17 protein-coding genes and 4 pseudogenes are annotated in these 16,143 nt (G+C 48.8%); 11 read left to right on the forward strand and 10 right to left on the reverse strand.

Annotated features, from left to right (window positions below):
- Window positions 1-20: 20 nt before the first annotated feature.
- From ACSJJG_RS14705 to ACSJJG_RS14730, 6 genes and pseudogenes are all read left to right on the forward strand, one after another.
- Window positions 21-798 (forward strand): annotated as a pseudogene (locus ACSJJG_RS14705) (TIGR03749 family integrating conjugative element protein).
- Complete coding sequence (locus ACSJJG_RS14710; protein ID WP_481089771.1) at window positions 788-2,542, forward strand: TIGR03752 family integrating conjugative element protein; 1,755 nt, start codon at window positions 788-790, stop codon at window positions 2,540-2,542. The pseudogene ACSJJG_RS14705 and the gene ACSJJG_RS14710 overlap by 11 nt, the downstream one beginning before the upstream one ends.
- A gap of 32 nt (window positions 2,543-2,574) precedes the next feature.
- Entirely contained in the window at window positions 2,575-2,931 is a 357-nt protein-coding gene (locus ACSJJG_RS14715; protein WP_481090449.1) for a TIGR03751 family conjugal transfer lipoprotein, read from the forward strand.
- Window positions 2,931-3,932 (forward strand): annotated as a pseudogene (locus tag ACSJJG_RS14720) (TraC family protein); the annotation flags it as partial. The gene ACSJJG_RS14715 and the pseudogene ACSJJG_RS14720, both read left to right, overlap by 1 nt.
- A gap of 51 nt (window positions 3,933-3,983) precedes the next feature.
- Entirely contained in the window at window positions 3,984-4,325 is a 342-nt protein-coding gene (locus ACSJJG_RS14725; protein WP_481090450.1) for a hypothetical protein, read from the forward strand.
- Window positions 4,326-4,369: 44 nt separating this feature from the next.
- Window positions 4,370-4,750, forward strand: coding sequence for a hypothetical protein (locus tag ACSJJG_RS14730; RefSeq protein ID WP_481089772.1), 381 nt, complete (start codon window positions 4,370-4,372; stop codon window positions 4,748-4,750).
- 121 nt (window positions 4,751-4,871) lie between these two features.
- Here the strand turns inward: ACSJJG_RS14730 and ACSJJG_RS14735 are convergent, their stop codons facing one another.
- From ACSJJG_RS14735 to tssI, 7 genes and pseudogenes are all read right to left on the reverse strand, one after another.
- Window positions 4,872-5,303, reverse strand: coding sequence for a T6SS immunity protein Tdi1 domain-containing protein (locus ACSJJG_RS14735; RefSeq protein ID WP_189760692.1), 432 nt, complete (start codon window positions 5,301-5,303; stop codon window positions 4,872-4,874).
- A 94-nt stretch (window positions 5,304-5,397) separates the two neighbouring features.
- The gene (locus ACSJJG_RS14740; RefSeq protein WP_189760693.1) at window positions 5,398-5,607 is read right to left on the reverse strand and encodes a GAD-like domain-containing protein; all 210 of its coding nucleotides are present in this window, start codon (window positions 5,605-5,607) and stop codon (window positions 5,398-5,400) included.
- A gap of 62 nt (window positions 5,608-5,669) precedes the next feature.
- Window positions 5,670-6,305, reverse strand: a complete 636-nt coding sequence (locus ACSJJG_RS14745) for a GAD-like domain-containing protein (RefSeq protein WP_189760694.1) — start codon at window positions 6,303-6,305, stop codon at window positions 5,670-5,672.
- Window positions 6,298-7,569 (reverse strand): polymorphic toxin type 15 domain-containing protein, encoded by a 1,272-nt coding sequence (locus ACSJJG_RS14750; protein ID WP_189760695.1) that lies wholly within the window; start codon window positions 7,567-7,569, stop codon window positions 6,298-6,300. Before ACSJJG_RS14750 ends, ACSJJG_RS14745 begins: the two co-directional genes overlap by 8 nt.
- 4 nt (window positions 7,570-7,573) lie before the next feature.
- Window positions 7,574-7,936 (reverse strand): DUF4150 domain-containing protein, encoded by a 363-nt coding sequence (locus ACSJJG_RS14755; RefSeq protein ID WP_047962748.1) that lies wholly within the window; start codon window positions 7,934-7,936, stop codon window positions 7,574-7,576.
- On the reverse strand, window positions 7,929-9,164 hold the full coding sequence (locus ACSJJG_RS14760) for a DUF2169 family type VI secretion system accessory protein (protein WP_189760696.1): 1,236 nt from the start codon (window positions 9,162-9,164) through the stop codon (window positions 7,929-7,931). Before ACSJJG_RS14760 ends, ACSJJG_RS14755 begins: the two co-directional genes overlap by 8 nt.
- Before the next feature lie 11 nt (window positions 9,165-9,175).
- Window positions 9,176-10,132: pseudogene (tssI, locus tag ACSJJG_RS14765) on the reverse strand (type VI secretion system tip protein TssI/VgrG); the annotation flags it as partial.
- A 172-nt stretch (window positions 10,133-10,304) separates the two neighbouring features.
- On the opposite strand from tssI, the gene ACSJJG_RS14770 reads away from it, so the two are divergent.
- Complete coding sequence (locus ACSJJG_RS14770; protein ID WP_189761345.1) at window positions 10,305-10,625, forward strand: hypothetical protein; 321 nt, start codon at window positions 10,305-10,307, stop codon at window positions 10,623-10,625.
- Between the two features lie 9 nt (window positions 10,626-10,634).
- Here the strand turns inward: ACSJJG_RS14770 and ACSJJG_RS14775 are convergent, their stop codons facing one another.
- From ACSJJG_RS14775 to ACSJJG_RS14785, 3 genes are all read right to left on the reverse strand, one after another.
- On the reverse strand, window positions 10,635-11,486 hold the full coding sequence (locus ACSJJG_RS14775) for a DUF4225 domain-containing protein (RefSeq protein ID WP_282885609.1): 852 nt from the start codon (window positions 11,484-11,486) through the stop codon (window positions 10,635-10,637).
- Complete coding sequence (locus tag ACSJJG_RS14780) at window positions 11,452-11,931, reverse strand: Hcp family type VI secretion system effector (RefSeq protein ID WP_189761346.1); 480 nt, start codon at window positions 11,929-11,931, stop codon at window positions 11,452-11,454. The genes ACSJJG_RS14775 and ACSJJG_RS14780 overlap by 35 nt, the downstream gene beginning before the upstream one ends.
- 276 nt (window positions 11,932-12,207) lie before the next feature.
- Window positions 12,208-12,729, reverse strand: coding sequence for a type VI secretion system baseplate subunit TssF (locus ACSJJG_RS14785; RefSeq protein ID WP_189760724.1), 522 nt, complete (start codon window positions 12,727-12,729; stop codon window positions 12,208-12,210).
- Between the two features lie 268 nt (window positions 12,730-12,997).
- Here ACSJJG_RS14785 and ACSJJG_RS14790 point away from each other — a divergent pair, with 268 nt between their 5' ends.
- The 4 genes and pseudogenes from ACSJJG_RS14790 to ACSJJG_RS14805 all read left to right on the forward strand — a co-directional run bounded on the left by ACSJJG_RS14790 (window position 12,998) and on the right by ACSJJG_RS14805 (window position 16,135).
- On the forward strand, window positions 12,998-13,399 hold the full coding sequence (locus tag ACSJJG_RS14790) for a TIGR03757 family integrating conjugative element protein (protein ID WP_481089773.1): 402 nt from the start codon (window positions 12,998-13,000) through the stop codon (window positions 13,397-13,399).
- Window positions 13,396-14,364 carry a TIGR03756 family integrating conjugative element protein gene (locus tag ACSJJG_RS14795; protein WP_481089774.1) on the forward strand — a complete coding sequence of 323 codons (969 nt, stop codon included), beginning with the start codon at window positions 13,396-13,398 and terminating at the stop codon, window positions 14,362-14,364. Before ACSJJG_RS14790 ends, ACSJJG_RS14795 begins: the two co-directional genes overlap by 4 nt.
- 39 nt (window positions 14,365-14,403) lie before the next feature.
- A pseudogene (locus tag ACSJJG_RS14800) lies at window positions 14,404-15,798 on the forward strand (integrating conjugative element protein); the annotation flags it as partial.
- A 172-nt stretch (window positions 15,799-15,970) separates the two neighbouring features.
- Window positions 15,971-16,135: a hypothetical protein gene (locus ACSJJG_RS14805; protein ID WP_481089775.1), complete on the forward strand. Its 165-nt coding sequence runs from the start codon at window positions 15,971-15,973 to the stop codon at window positions 16,133-16,135.
- Window positions 16,136-16,143: the final 8 nt, after the last annotated feature.

Genomic DNA, 16,143 nt, shown 5'->3' on the forward strand with positions numbered 1-16,143 from the left:
TTTGGTTAGGACTGGTCAGCATGTTGCTGTTCAACGTCAGCGCAAAAGCTGATGAACTGATGACATGGGAACGCATTCCGTTATCCATTGCGCTCAAGGTCGGTCAGGAGCGGATTATTTTTGCTGACCGGAATGTCCGTATCGGTTTTCCGCCAGCGCTTCGCGATACATTGCGGGTACAGAGCGCGGGCGGGGCGATTTACCTGAAAGCCAACAGTACCTTCCCGCCAACCCGTCTGCAATTGCAGGACAGCGAAAACGGCGAAATCATTTTACTGGACATCACGGCGACCAAAGCGGGCCCAACGGAGCCCGTACGTATTATTTACCCGGATGAAAAACCTACTGCCTCAAAATCACAACTCCCAGAGCAACGTCAAATTATCGGCGCCCGTTCCGGTCGCCTTAACCCGTTATGCCGCGCAGCAACTCTATGCCCCGTTGCGTACCGTCGAGCCGGTGGCAGGCATCCAGCCCGTGAATCTGCATTTGCCTCCGTCTATCACCACACTCTACCCGTCAGAGCCGATTGCGATTACGCCGCTGGCAGGCTGGCGATTACACCATCACACCGTCATCGCGCTGAAACTGCGCAATACGGCCAAACGCACTATCACCCTCGACCCGCGAGGATTACAGGGGCAGTTTGTGGCCGCTACGTTCCAGCATCGTTGGCTGGGTGAAACGGGGTCACCGGAGGATACAACGGTATTGTACCTCGTCACCAAAGTACCGCTGGATAATGCTTTTATCCCTGAGCCGGCATCGGTGAAACCGGGAGGCCGTCATGGAGGTTAAGTCCAATGCGTTGGTGAAAATACTGGTGCCGACAGTGCTGGTTATTGGCGGATTTATCGGCATCAAAAGTTGCAGTTCAACGGAAGGTGCCGCGCCCAGCACGACGTCGAATAATGTATTGGCCACGCTGTCACCGGAGGAGTTGCAGGCGCTGGGGGTGGGTGGCGATACGCCGGAAGATACCCTGCGTACCCTGATAGGGGCACTGAATAAAGTGCGGGCAGAGCAGAAACGCCTAAGCCAGCAGAATACCGATATCCTGAAAGAAAATGACCAGTTAAAGCACCAGCACCTTGATGTTGCCGGCCAAATCGATGCGGCGGTTGCCACCATCCGCCAGGAAGATGAACAGCGTCAGCGCACGTTGCAGGATGAGCAGCAAAGTTTGCTGGCACAAATTGATTTGCTCACTGAGCGGTTAAATTCAACCCCTTTGTCTGTACCGGAAAGCCAAAGCGCATTGAGCAGTCCGTATGCGGCCCATCCAGTCAGTGGGCAGGATGAATTTATCTGGGTCAATCCGGCGGATGAAAAACGCCGCAGCGTTGCAAGCGATGGGTCATGGTCAATCGACACCGCAATATCCCACTTCTTTTTTAAGCGAACAACCGACAGCGGGGCAAAATGCAGAGCGAAGGCCGCGCTGAAGGAAAAGAACGAAACCCCGGTCTATACCCTGCCGGAAAATGCCACGCTGGTCGGCAGTCAGGCGATGACCGCGTTATTAGGCCGGGTGCCTGTCAATGGCACCGTGACCGACCCTTACCCGTTCAAAATTCTGATTGGCAAAGACAACCTGACCGCCAACGGTATCGAACTGCCGGAAGTGGAAGGGGCGGTGGTTTCCGGTTCAGCCAGTGGTGACTGGACCCTCTCCTGTGTGCGCGGGCAGGTCAATTCCATCACCTTTGTGTTTCAGGATGGCACCGTGCGTACTTTGCCGGGCAAAGGGCAGAATCAGCAGGGTATCGGCTGGTTGTCCGATGAAAACGGCATTCCCTGTATCAGTGGTGAGCGTAAATCCAACGCCACGACCTATCTGCCGACGCTGTTTGCCCTGTCGGCCATGAATTCGGCCGGGGACGCCTTGAACGAGAGTCAGCGAACCGCCCAAACCAACGGCGCTGGCGGCATCACGTCTGCGTTAACGGGCAACGCCGGACAGGCGGCATTAGGAAAAGCCCTGGCCGGAGGCATGAATGACATCACCGACTGGCTCAAACAACGTTACAGCCAGACGTTTGATGCGGTCTACGTGCCGCCCGGCGCCGGTGTTGTGGTGCATATCACCCAAAGTCTGGCGATGGATTACGAAACGAAAGGCCGTAAGGTGCGCTACGACTTTAGTGAACCCGTTCAACATGAATACTCAGGAAGCCTTAGATTAATGGAAACGCCTGTCTTTCGATGGCTGTTCAGTGCCAGCCAGCCTTATTGCCTACAAGTCAACAGCTCCCCACACGCTGAACCTGTACCGGTTCAGCTCTACTGGCGGCCTGTCCATCAAAAAGCGTCCCGACTGTATCTTGCCATCGGCAATGCGTGTCAACAACTGGGTGACGGTGATTTTACGGTCTGGCGCCTGTCAGACACACAGTGGCAATCCATGATGGCAGGCAACAACGAGGCTGAGCCTGAACAGTGGGAGCGCCTGCCGTTTACGGTATCGGAGCTGGCCGTCCATCCTGAGTTTGCCACCTTTACCGCTATTGGCACTCCGGAGGTTCAATTGTGCGAAAAATAAACGCTCTTGTCGTGCTGTGTCTGTCAGGGCTGATGGCCGGCTGTTCAACCTCGAAAGACACGTTGCTGCCTGCCGGCGAGCAGACGGTGCTGGCGATGTGGCAGGGCAATAAAGCCGGTCATACTACCGTGCAGGCGAGAACCGCATTGCGTAGAACGTTGACCGAAACCGAACGGCATCGGGCACTGGAAGAGCCTGACCATTACAGCCGTTCGGCTGCGCAGGAAATCAGCCAGCAATTTCCCCGTCTCCCCAATCCCGATATGGTGATGTATGTCTTCCCGCATCTGGCCGCCGGCAATACACCGATACCGGGCTACAGTACCGTGTTCCCGTTTTATCAGCAGGTGCAGTACGCCCTGCCGGGTGAACGCACGGAGGCACGGTAATGGAAAATCCCAAAGCCCTGCATCGCCCCGGCAAGCTACGTGAAGCCGATGAAGCCGCGATTTACCGGGCCAATCCCTCCATCATCGACTACCTGCCCTGGGTGGAATATCTGGAAGACGGGCAATGCCTGTTGCTGGATGACGGGGTTTCTGTCGGTGCGGTCTATCGCATCGAACCGGTTGCCACCGAAGGGCGTCCGATGGAACGGCTGATTGAAATCCGGGATCAGCTGGAGGATGCGATCCAGGACAGTCTGGAGGAAGACGATATTTCACCGTGGGTGGTGCAGTTTTTTTGTCAGGATGAGGATGATTCAGCCAGTTACCTCAGCACGTTACGGGACTATGTAAAACCGTGGGCGCAAGGTACCGCGTTTACGGATGCCTTTCTGGCCGAGTCCGAACGCCATCTGAACAGCATTGCTCAGCCTGAGGGGATATTTCACGACAGCTTAATTACCGGGCAACCGTGGCGGGGACAACAACGCCAGACGCGTATGGTCGTCTACCGCTGGCTGCCGGCTCACAAATCGCAGACACACAACTCAACCGTATCCTCGGTGGCGGCACTTAATCAGGTCTGCGAGCGGCTGGTGTCGTCACTGGCGGCGGCGGGTATTGTGGCCGTCCGGCAGAATGGCGAGCAGATCCACAGCTGGTTGTTACGTCATTTTAACCCATCCCCGGACTGGGGCATGGCAAAAGCCGATTTTTACCACACGGTGAGTTATGAAACGCCCATGCAGCTCGATCTCCCGCTCCATAATGACTTTGCCGAAAGCCTGTGGTTTACCCCACCGGTGTCTGATCCCGAAAACGGACTCTGGTGGTTTGATGGCCTGCCGCATAAAGCGGTGCCGGTTGAACGCCTGCGCCGCCCGCCTGAGCCGGGCACGCTGACGGGCGAAGTGAAACGGGGGGATAATATCAATGCGCTGATGGATATGATGCCGGCAGGCACCGTGGTTTCTTTGACCATTGTGGCGCAGGCACAGGATAAAACCCACGCAACCGCCGATGGCACCGAGCAGGTGACGTTCACCGTCATGGTGATGGACAGCCGTGGCTGGGGGCTTTCGGATCAGATGGTTGAGTGGTCAGGGGACTTCAGCGAGATGATGTCTGCGGAAACCCGGACAGACCACTGGGGAAATGTAACTGCGACTGTTGTCAGCCACCATCAGGGAAAGGGGGTGGTTAGTGCACGGATCGGTGATCAGCAACAAATATCGCCGGTGATCGAATTTGTTTCGCCGTTGCGCCTGGTTGATACCGTTGCCGTTGACCGCCAGGGCGGCAATGCCAACCAGAAATCGTTTGGCCCCGGGGACCCTCCGTACTCTGGCGTGGCGCGAAATTCCGTCTTATCACGACAGGCAATACAGGCCGGGTGAACTGGCAGAGTAACTCGCCCTCGGTGACGGTATCGGGGGATGTGGTGACGGTACAGCAAAATCCTGACGGAGTCAGGCTCACGGGTACTGATGAGACCGGGCAGCAGGTCGAGCTGACCTTGACGGTTCACACCTGGTTTGAGCGCTCCGGCCTGACGAAAGATTTTTATTCAAATGCGAAACAGCTTTGCAAATCACTCGGCAGCCGGATTGCCTCCAAATATGCGCTGGAACAGCTCTATGAGGAATGGGGGAACTTTTATCTTTATGATGGCTGGACGCGGGAATTTTATGTGACCTCGACGGATTATCTGGCCGCCAGCTCAGGTTTTGCAGAGCATCAGGCAAAATGGGCGTTTTGGGCAGAAACCGACCGGTGGATGCGAAATGGCTGGGCGATGACCGGATTTGCGTGTAGTCGTTAATTGTATTGGCCTACCCGAATTCTTCAATAAAGCTATCGAAATATTTATCACGCATTATTTATACTCATAATAAATATATAAAGTGACTGTTAAAACAGTCACTTTAGCAATGGGGAAATAATCAAATCTCTTGAATATCTGGATCTGCAAATTGACGAAGAATATCTAGATGAATATGCATATCCAGTTTTCTGATATTTTCTAGTTTAATCTCACCGCCTAATACAATGGCAGGTTCGAAACCAAAAATTTCATTTTCATTTAATGGGCCATGTTTTTTTACGGCTTGGGCAAAAATACCTGTTTTTTTGCCACCTTTTAAGTCAAAATGGCTAATTGATTTGCTTGAGAAGAAACTGACGATATCAAGTTCTAAATCTTTTTCATTTTTATTAAAGTTGTTGTCTTTATCGTATGTGATTTTATTAAAAATACAAGATATTGATAAATTTATCCCCGTTTTTTCACCACAAAGATAGATTTTACCAAATCCACTTCTAGCAATAACATGATAAGCATCCATTGACTCAAATGGTGTATCTTCTAACCACATAAATAGGTTTTCATAATACTGAGAGTATCAGATGTTGGGGTTCCTTACCCCGCGCGGCGCGCAGGGTAAGGAATACTCCTATTATTTTGAAACGCTATTTATCAACAATGTCTTCATAATCATCGGGATTGACAATGCTAAATAATCCATCCTGATAGCTATTCCAGCCTTCTGTTTTCCAATAATGTAATAGTTGGTTGGGTAACTTTCCTCGCCATTTTTCTATCGATTCAGAAGGTACGGCTATATGCTGAGTAGCTTCCCCGAATTCTTCAATAAAACTATCGAAATATTTATCACGCATTATTTATATTCATAATAAATAAAGTGACTGTTAAAAACAGTCACTTTAGCAATAGGGAATAATCAAATCTCTTGAATATCTGGATCTGCAAATTGACGAAGAATATCCAAATGGATATGCATATCTAATTTTCTGACATTTTCTAGTTTAATTTCACCGCCTAATACAATGGCAGGTTCGAAACCAAAGATTTCATTTTCATTTAATGGGCCATATTTTTTTACGGCTTGGGCGAAAATCCCTTTTTTTGTACCACCTTTAAGATCATTTGACTCTGGTGTTTCAGCTGAGAAACAACCTGAAATATCTAGAGAAAATTGGTTATCATCTTTTTTATAAAAGTTATCTTTATCAAATGTAATGGTATTGAATAAACATGATATAGATAGATTTGTTCCTGTTTCTTCCCCACAGAGATATAGTTTACCAAAACCACTTCTAGCAATAACATGATAAGAATCCATTGATTCAAATGGAGTATCTTCTAACCACATATCAACAATGTCTTCATAATCTTCGGGGTTTACTATGCTAAATAGTCCATCATGGTAATTATTCCAACCTTCAGTTTCCCAATAGTACAATAGTTTTTTTGGCAGTTTGTCTTGCCATTTATGTATGGAACTCATAGCAACACTTCTATGTTGAGTTGCTTCGCCCATTTTTTTAATAAAATATTCAAAGTATTTATCACGCATTACTTTTCCCCCTTCCCCTGCATAGTTCTAATTGAACGTTCATCTTAGCGTCACCCAATCCACTGTCAACAGCCTCTTTCGCTGCATTATCAAGAGCTTTTATTCTTCCACCTTTCCAGCTACCGCCTATAGCACTGTTAATTCCAGAATCACCCATTTTTTTAGGTGCATATTGCCCATAACCTCCTGCTACCATATCGGGTTCATGTAATGCAGCTAATCCTTGAAGTGCCTCTTTAGCATTTTTTTCTGCTATTATATCAGCCTTATCAGGATCCATCCCTTTTGAAACTAACTTTTTATGTATACTTTTTCTTATATCAGATTCTGTTTGGTCTCTAAAATCTCCTTGAGCATTTGCTGCTTTGCCATTCCGCTTATGTTTCTTATAAGCATCCCTGGCAATTTTGAATTCTTCAGGTGACATACTATTAATAGCATCCTGCTGTCTTCTTAATTGCTCGGAATACTCATCTAAAAATGCTTTTCGCTCTTTATCCGTTTTTAACTTCTTATATCGCTTGCTGTCATAAGGATTAAAACACGGCACCTTAGTCTTCTTAACCCCTTTGACTTTACCCCCTTTATTTTGCTGTTTTTCTTTCAGTTCCTTTTTAAGCTCGTCTGGGTCTTTGGAAGGTGTTGTTTTATCTCTTTCAGCCGCCCGGGTCTCTTGTCGTTTAGCTCTGGAGTTTCTTCGCGCAACTCCCTTTTCCTTGCCAGCGATGATCGACATGGCCTTTGACCCGCCTTGAGCGATACCTTTCACCGCTTGCTTGAATACCCCTTTGGGGTTTAAGTCAGCGAGGGTATCCCCCAATTCTTCTGCCGCGCCTTCTGGCTTAAATCGGTATTCGTCCAGATTCGCGTTTTCCATGAGCGCATCAGCCTTATTCGTTAATCTATTGGCTTCTGCTTCATTCCCCGCGGCTTTATGTGCTAATGCTTCCAGTTGCATATCCACCGCAGCATTAGCCTGATGGCCTTTATATACCACTTCAGCAATATCAATGGCCGTATTTCCCAGATTTTTCAGGATACCGGTTCCCACATCGCCGACTTTTCCCCAAAATCCTTCCTCACTCTGGGTAGTCGGCTTGATAACGGGATTCGCTTCTTTAGGCACCTCAGTCGATTTCGGCGGTTGCCCGGTAATTTCCCCTAACGTATTACCCTCACCGGTCGGGGCATCGTCATGCGCCCGTTTTTTCCATAATGCCTCATTACTCGCCGGTTTCGGCGGGATTTTTTTGATTTTTGCCATGTCCTTATGCTCCGTTCATCCAGAATTTGTCACCGTGGCGCAACAGCAATTTATTGCCGACCCGCACACTTTTTGAATGCTCCTGCGCTTTGGGGTGGCATTTCCCCCCCACTGTGCCGCTTTTGACGCCATTCGCCACACCGGGTTCATCGCCCAGCGTTTGGGGAACAAACGACTGTGCAAAAACCACAACAGGTTTGCCATTGGCGCGCACGGATTTTACCGGCACGGAACTGTCTGCCAGTTTGGCCATCACGGGGTAAGGGATTGGGGGCGTGGAAGAGCCCATCGGGGTTTTGCAGACATCCGGTAAAATGCCGATGACCATCCACTGGGTGCCTGTCCGGGCAAGGTAATTATCAGCCATAAATATGTATCTCCGTCTCGTCTTTGTCATCCGGTGAGGCAATTCTTATCAGCGGTGCTGCCGGGTCCATTTCAAAACGGGCTTCCATCACCCGAAGGGGCGATGTTGCCTCAATGTGGTAACGGTAAGTCATGGTGAGCGTGAGCGCTTCGCTGTCGATAATGAGGGTATCGGCGTACATCCGTTCCGGGAGCATTTCACCACTGAGCATTCTCAACAGGATCAGCGGCCGGTGCCCCGGCAACTGGACATGCAGTTCACCATCTGGAGTCAGGTTGAACAGGCTGATACGGATATCAGGAGCAGGAAAGTCAATTTGCTGGTCGTCCGGCGCGTTATTCCAGTAACGAAAACTGAAATCATCGGGGAGATAAGGATGGCGTTCTGTCAGCCACTGCTCATCATAGGTGCCTGCCAGTGTGCGGCGGGGCAGCCAGGCACGCCCGATAATTCCCAGTCCCGCAGGCTGACAGACCTTTTCCGTGATGGACGGCGGCGAATTCAGCCACTGCGCAAAGTGGGCTGCCGTTATCGGCGCATCAGGGTGTTCAATGCGCGGTGCCGGGTAGCGGGAGAGGTCTTTTGCCTTCGCATACCACGGGGTGATAAAGCCCGTCCCCAGCGGATTGTATTCCCATGTGGCATGGGCAATGGGGGCATTGTCTTTTTCCGGATGCTGTTCCCGCTGGGTGTCGGTCAGACGGGCCTCTTCGGGCACGGAAGCAGCCGCATCATCCTTTTCATATACTTTGCATTCCCCGCCAAAGGCATCGCAGTAATCCACCGGTAACGTCGTGAATTTTTGGGGCGGCGTCAGTTGCCATTCGCCTTGTGAAGCACGCTGAAACTCCCGCTCTCCCCAGACATGCAGGGTTTTATCGATCAGCGCTTGCCCGTCACGCGTGGTGACCTGTAACCGGACAGGCACTTTTTCACAGGCTTCACCCCCTGGGGCGTAGGCGACACCATTGACTATCACGTCACATTTAAATTTCAGCGGCGCTAAATCACTTTCCTGCAAAACCGATGACCGGTTCATTTCGCCGGAAAAGGTATCCTGTACCGTCAGTTCGCCATAAGGGGCGGCCAGTACAGGCTGGTAATGCCCCGCACCCACCGGCTGGAGCTGGTAGACGATTTTCATGGCAACAACATGATATTCCTCGTCTTCAGTATCCAGCATTTTGTAATTAATGACAGAAAACGGGGTCAGGTTTCTGAATTCCATTGTTTGGCTCCTTAGTTCAGGTCAATGTCTTGCGCACTGATTTGGATGGCATCCGCGGCGTCAAACAGGAATTTGGTGCTCTGGATCGTGACATTGCCGAACTTGTCCATCCGCAGACAGCTGCTGCCGCAACGTAGTTCAATCACATCGCCGACCGTAATGGCTAACGATTCGCCCACCGTGTGCGTATGGGTGATCCCGACGTCCTCTTCCTTGTGCTCGAAGACATTGATGGTCTGGTTTTTTTCGACGGTTTCACTGTGGTTAGCCAGCACATGGGTTTCGCGGTTATTGAGTACGGTGGTTTTCATGTCTTTTTGCGCATGAATAAACACTTCCTCACTGCCTTTCGCATCCTCAAAGCGCAGTTCGTTGAAGCCTTCCCCTTTGTGGGTTTTGGTTTTAAATGTGGTACGGGTTTTCGCGGCGGGTAAATCCAGTGGCGGGCGGTTGACGGCGTTATAGACACTGCCGGTCACTATCGGCCGGTCAATATCGCCGTTAAGGTAAGAAACAATCACTTCCTGCCCGATACGCGGGATAGCCATAAAGCCAAAGCCATTGCCACTCCAGCCCTGAGCCACCCGAACTCAACAAGATGCGATGTCATCGGCTTTGTCGTAGCGGTTCCAATGAAAATGGACTTTAATCGCACCGTCTTTGTTGACGAAGATTTCTTCGCCTTCTGGCCCGACCACGGTGGCACTCTCATCCCCATCCGCCAGGGGCTTATAATGAAAGGGCGGGCGCCAGTCGGCATAGCCATCGATAAAGCTGAACTCATTGCTGAGTGTGGTGCCCTCGCCACCATGGTCACCCAGTGCCTGCGGACAACGTCCTTGATGGCTAATCCCGACAATCTGCCAGCAGGTATTGAGCGGGGCATGGGGATGGGCGGCAATGTTGAAAATTTGCCCCGGCATCAGTTTGATGCAGTTATTTTGCCCGTTGCCGGTCTGCATCTGGTTTTTTTCAAATCAGAAGATAATGTTTTCTTCACGTATGGTTATAATACGTGTAGCATGTAGGCATAGAAAAATAAGTGCGCGGGATTATAATTTTCATCGTCAACCTGACATAATATTCAATTTCCATGTCAGCGTTTTGCATATATGACAAAATTATTAAAGGTGAGTGAAAATGGAAAAAAATATAGTGTCATTAATGATTGAACATGGTTTTACTTCAAAGGATATTAGCTTGATAAAAGCTGCTTCAGAACGATCCGGTTATGAAATAATGCAAGAAATATATATTTTGAAAAGAAAATTTCATGGTTTTGTTTTTGTTTTTTTTATTACTCTTTCTTTTTTTATTTGCATGCTATTACTCGCTCATGATATCGATGATTATATTAATACTGCGCTTACATTTTTTATTTCAATGCCAATAGTGTTATATTTTTCATCTGTAAGACTAACATATAAATCCTTTATGTTTATAAAAAAACATAAAGGATAGATTAAATTATTACTTGTTGTAGTTTGGATTGTTGTATATATCATAGGCCGATTTTATCGTAAGACCATCGGCCGTTATTTCGAAGCCTAGTGCGTATCCACTCATAAGTTTGTAACCATGTACATAATCTTCATTAATGTGATGAAATAATCGCCATGCATCAGGTTTTAAGGTACGCGATAATAATGCATGAGTAGACAGTGATAAATCTACTCCTGCATAAACTAGGCTTCCTGTTGTTTTACTAGAGCCCAAATATTCAAAGGTATTTTCATATCCTAATCTGACCAATCCTTTGTAGTTTGGATCATCTTTAATTAGAGCCATAGTATTCTCTTGAATGGCACCAAAACCATGAACTACTAATCCTGCTCCTGCCACATAACCAACAGGTATCCCAAATACAGTAATAGTTGCTCCTGATATCAGGCCTATTCCTGCAACTATTTGTGATAAACCTACGACTATGCCAACTCCTTTTAACACATAATCAATATTATCCATTCCCCGATTATTTGTCTCAATGAGGGCATATTGTTGATAAAGTTTATATCTGCACAAATGCTCTTGATATTCTAAGTGCTTTATTTCATTTCCCATCATTTGAAGAATGGATTCCCTTTCTTCAGCGTTGTCTGAACTAAATATATGACGCTCATATAAATCAGTTAAATAATTTAACTCGTCAATATATTTTTTTCTTAATATATTACTGTTAATGAATATTGATGTAGAGAGTACCAATTGCCGCATTCTTGTTTTTTTATGCAATGCTTGTGTTCTAAAGTAAGACTCTCTACCAGAGCGACCGTATAAACCATACATTTTAGTAAATCCTATCTTCCCAGAAGCTATATCCACTAGTTCCCGCTAATCGATGTTGCCATGTAATACTTTTATATTTCAATGAAATTATTTCTTGAGGTTGGGAATCATTATGTGTTAATGAATTAGGACAAATAATATCAATATTACTTATTGTTGCACCTGTTATTTTTATTGTGAAATAATGAGATAATCCACCATTTTCATCTGTTCTGTATATATCAAGAGTACAGTCCAATTCTTCATTATTTGATATTGCGACTCCTAATAATGGAGTTGATTTATCTATTGGTTTTTTTATAGTTATAGGAAGATGGTTTACATTCTGATCTCTAGATAGTGAATGGTTTAGTTCATAAACATATATTTGATCTTCTCGCCCAATTTGATAGATATTTCCTATAGAGTCTTTTGATGAGCACCCAGAAGATATCAAACCTTGTTTTTTGCCATTTACTGTTAAGTAAATTATATTTGCCATTTTAAAAATCCTTATGTTATTTTAAGTTAAATTATAAGATCATGATTTTATTGTCAATGAATATTAAAAATAAATATCATTTCAAATTGAAATAATAACAATTATAAATTTTATTTCAATAATATATATTTTCGAAACTATGTCAGTGTAAGCTATATGCCCTATTTATAATAATGAGATTATCAGTAATTATCTTTCCTTATTCCGCGTATAAAATTGGGAAAGAAATACTCATCTCATTTTGAAAATCTATTGAGATAGTTGTACCAGCAATTATCATTTAATGAATTGAGATTGCAGAAATCCGACCTGCCAGTGATCGGCAACCGCGCCCGTCTGGCGCAATGTCACAATGATCTCGCTGTATTTCCGTGTTTTTTGGATCTGCTTATCCAGGACAATGAAAGGCTCAATATGCAGGGGCCGACAGGTGTGAAACCGTAAAGTGTATTCCCCCTCAGCGGTGGTTATCGGTACGCCCTGGGGGATATCGACGGCACCCTGATGAACGCCCTGATGGGGGGTGAATTGGATGACAGTTGTCGGTGGCACAGGGCGCAGGGTATGTGGCCAGATGCGACCCAACATTTCATGGGTTATTTGCGGAAAGTCGTCTTCAACGGTGCTGCGCACATTTGAAGACAGCAGTGCAGTCCCTTCCAGCAAACGCTGGATATCCGGGTCATTGGGATGATCCAGAAACGGGGCTAAATGCGGATTTTCGGCGGCGGTTAACTTAATCTTTTCGCGCAGATAAGCCAGTTCTTGCAGGTACAATGATTCCTTGTTGTTTTTCATTGATTGCTATCCCTTATGTTACGACGAATAATTGATCGGCATTTTTTTGAGGAAGTTTATATTAAATGAAAGTATTAAAAGGAAAGGTTGCCTGCCACACAGATTGATTAATTAAAAATGTTAATTTCATTATTTTTTATAATATGGGGGGATTTGATGGGCGGTGTCGGTTCTTTTTTGCCATCGGCAAAAAAGAATTGTTTGCTGACTTATCCGGATTTTTTCCGCACGCTTTCCGTCTGTGTTCAGAGACGACGGGCAGGTGGGAATGAGAAAGCGCTATACCTTATTGCTCTGGGTGGGAGTGCTCGCCGCATCATCGGCCAATGCCAAAACGGTGATTTATACTGACAGCCAGCATCCTCCCGTCAACTTTTCCCCGGACACACACATTGTCTGGCTGGAGGCGGCTGAACAACATCAGAGACAAATCTTCGCCCACCTGTCTGCCGACCCGCAACAGGCTTTGATACAGACACAGGCGATACTGCAATCTCCCCAATGGCATCAGCAGGAACCGCAACTGATTCAGTCTTATCGTGCCGTGGTTGAAGCCTGGCAATCCGGTGTGCGCAAGTACCCTGCCGTGGTATTTGATGACCGGGATGTCGTGTATGGTACGGCGGATGTGGCAAAGGCGAGCGCCCTCAGGGAGCAAAATCAACGATGAAGACACCCCGCCTTGCTTTTCCTGTTGTCATCACGCTGATAGCGGCGTTTGTTCCCTTTGCGCAGGCTGCCCTCAACACGGCCCAGATTGTGGCCAGCAGTCTCTCACCCGCCTGTATTCAGTGGCGGGTCAGCGGCATTTGTTACTGGCTGTTTTGTTCCTGGCATGGCTGCACGGTAAAAACCTCGGTCAAAGTCACCCATTATCTCCCCGAAGCGGTCGTATCCACCTATCATGCGCCCGGCGGCAATCCGTGGTCAGAAATGGCCCAGGTCAGCCGATTATCCGGCGGACTGGAAAATGCCGTCACCGGGGCGTTATCCCACCTGACTGCCGGTGGCGGCAACCATAATAGCCAGATGTCAGGCCAGCGTCGTACCAGTCTGCGTTTCAAATATGCGGATGCCATCGGGCATCCCGCCACCAGTCTGATTGGCGGACAAATCCCCGGTTATTCCTGCCGCAGTGCGGCCACCCCGTTGATGCCTTATTTTCTCAGCACACTGGATACCGTGGCGTGGCGCACCGGTTTGCCGGAATCGTTCTATCCGGAAGCGCTTATTCCCGGTCAGCGGGAGCTGGGCAGCCAGATGGCCGCCAATCTGTGGGGCACTATTTACCCGCGCTCAGGCTTTGTCAATCAGACCGATGATGACAAGGCATCTGCCGTGGTGGCGCAGCGGGTGGCGGATATTATCACCCGTGCCGGGCAGCCGCATGTTTATCAGGCACTAAAAGGTCAACGCGCTGACGGTTATTGGCCACCCGAACCGGTGACAGAAAATACCGGCAAGAAAAATCACCACTGGCAGCGGTTATCACCGCAGTTAAGCCAGTCCTGCGCGGTGTTTCCTGACGGAGAACATACGGCTGCGGTCAATGGCAATCAGGCGTATGCCCTGTGGCAACCCTACAGCTGTTGTCAGCGCCGGGGGCAGCGTTTTTTCGGCAGTACCGATATTTAAAAAGGAGGTTCTATGCCGAAAAGAAAAGCCTTATGGCTGATGGTCAGCTTACTGGCCAGTGGAGTATCGCAAACGGGATGGGCTGAAAACGGGTTGACGGTTTCCCTGCCCCAGGTCAATCGCGGTGCTCTGGGCTATGGTGCTGAGGTCAGTGGCGCTGTCTCCGATACCCTGTTTTATACCCTTGGTGGGGGTTCGGTGATTTCACAGCCGGCCACCCGCAGTTCCCTGACCCAACTGGGCGGGCTGGAACTTGGCTGGAGTTCGGATTTGATGTGCGGCAATTTTGATTTGAAAACCACGGTCGGTAACCAGCTAAACGGTATTACGGCCGGGTTTAAGAACCTGATGAGTGAGGTGATCCAGGGGGCCACCGGCGCGGTGGCGAGTTTACCTGCCATGGTCATTCAGCGTGCCAATCCGGGTCTCTATGACATGCTGACCAATGGAGTTTTGCAGGCCAATGTGGCGTTCGATAAGGCCCAGTTTAATTGCCAGAACATGGCCAAACGGATGATGGATTTTGCGCAAAACAGTAAATGGACACAATCGGCCGCGATGCAGGAATACAAAACGCAGGTGAACAGCGGGGATGCGGATGCGGTGAGGGTGAATAATGCCGGCAGCAAATCGACCGGCACAGGCGGGCATCAATGGATTGGTGGGAAGAAGCAGGGGGGTAAGGGGCAGAGTGCTATCCGGCCCACCCGTGATTTAGCCAGCGCGGGGTTTAATATGATGAATCATCTGCCGGTGCTGAGCCAGTCTTCAGTCAGCCCAACAGTGTGATGGCGGTGCCTGCACCAATTCCAGAATGCCACCGAAGCGGCGGAGGCCGTGGTGAAAGTGCTGGGCGACAGCGCTATCCGTACCTGTGCCAATGCGGCGGAATGCACCAGCGGCGGGGAGTCCCAGCAACCGGGTGCGACGGTGGCCGGCACCGGCTTTGCACCGATGCTGGAAGAAAACACCAAAGCCAATATTGAACAGCTGGTGAAACTGGTCAATGGCACGGAAAAACCGACCGCCGCCAATCTGGCCAAACTGAAAACCGGCAGTCTGGCCGTGACCAAAGGGGTCATTCAGGCCTTGCAGCGAGACCCGGACAGTGCCGCATTGACAGCGCGTCTGGCGGGAGAACTGGCGATGGCCGAGACCACCGAGACGGCCTTGCTGATGCGGCGAATGCTAATCACCGGCATGTCAGAACCCAATGCCGCCGCCCAGCCGGAAGCCCTGGCAGAAGGGGAGCGGCGGATTGATGCGCTGGATAGGGAAATCAATGCGCTGAAAAATGAAATGGTGCTGAAACGGGAACTGTCGCGCAACGCTATCCTGACCATTATTGAACGGGAAAACCGCCGCATTGAAGCCCATCCACAAAAGCAGGTGCCGGACAGTACCGATGCGCGTTTTTATCAGCTGGAATGCCCCACAGTGAGCGGCGGTAAGGTGATCATGGCAGAAATCCCAAATGACATTCATTCAGATATTAAGAAAAAGTTTCAGGGTATTACTGATTATCGCTTTGGTGATGGTTATCACACTAGTGATAGGCTGGCCAGGCCTGCCGCATCCAGAGAAAGTGTCAGAGCTTCACCAGTGGATGAAGAAACACCGGTATTGTCTGGTTAATCTGGCGGTTATGCCTGTATGCCGTGCTGGGCTGGGGCGGCTGGAAAATCTGGCAGAGGACACCACACCAGACGGAATATCGTGCTACTTTAATTCGAATGATGGTCGTCAGTCTGTTGTTCATCCTGCTGTGTGAATATGCCC

It is taken from the genome of Xenorhabdus sp. SGI 60 (assembly GCF_056632175.1).